The organism is Pseudoalteromonas sp. NZS127, assembly GCF_015864805.1.
Classification (GTDB): domain Bacteria; phylum Pseudomonadota; class Gammaproteobacteria; order Enterobacterales; family Alteromonadaceae; genus Pseudoalteromonas; species Pseudoalteromonas nigrifaciens.
Window position 1 is genome coordinate 1 of record NZ_JADYWN010000074.1, and the last position, 622, is coordinate 622.

2 protein-coding genes are annotated in these 622 nt (G+C 45.2%); both read left to right on the forward strand.

Annotated features, from left to right (window positions below; all coding sequences use genetic code 11):
• Nucleotides 1-19 precede the first annotated feature (19 nt).
• Nucleotides 20-535, forward strand: a complete 516-nt coding sequence (locus I6E78_RS18500) for an RNA-guided endonuclease TnpB family protein (RefSeq protein WP_442960321.1) — start codon at nucleotides 20-22, stop codon at nucleotides 533-535.
• A complete protein-coding gene (locus I6E78_RS18870) occupies nucleotides 484-603 on the forward strand; it encodes a zinc ribbon domain-containing protein (protein WP_269435636.1) in 120 nt (39 codons plus the stop codon). Before I6E78_RS18500 ends, I6E78_RS18870 begins: the two co-directional genes overlap by 52 nt.
• Nucleotides 604-622: the final 19 nt, after the last annotated feature.

Sequence of the window (622 nt, forward strand, 5' to 3'; positions counted from 1 at the left end):
AGTCGGTATTGATTTAGGTTTGACTGACCTTGTTATTGCCTCCAACGGTTTCAAGTCTGGAAATCCCCGTCACACCAAGCGTTACGCTAGTAAACTAGCTAAGACTCAACGTGTGCTATCGAAGAAGAAGAAAGGTTCTTCTAACTTCCACAAAGCCAGAAAGAAAGTCGCTCGCGTTCAAGCAAAGATTGCTGATTGTCGTCACGACTTCACCCACAAACTGACTTCCCAATTGATAAACGATAATCAAGTGATTAGCTGTGAAAGTCTGAGCGTAAAAAACATGGTCAAGAATCGAAAACTTGCTAAAGCAATTAGCGATGCCAACTGGGGCGAGTTCGTGCGCCAACTTACCTACAAAGCTGAGTGGTACGGTCGAACTGTAGTTAAGATTGATAAGTGGTATCCAAGCTCTAAACGCTGTAATTGCTGCGGTCACGTTGTCGATNACGCTGTAATTGCTGCGGTCACGTTGTCGATCCCTTGCCGTTACATATCCGCAAATGGTCGTGTCCTCAATGCTCTAGCGAGCTAGACCGCGACATAAATGCGGCACTGAATATTAAAGCTGTCGGGCAGACAGTGTTAGCCTGTGGAGCGTAAGTAAGACTTTAGATTCTTT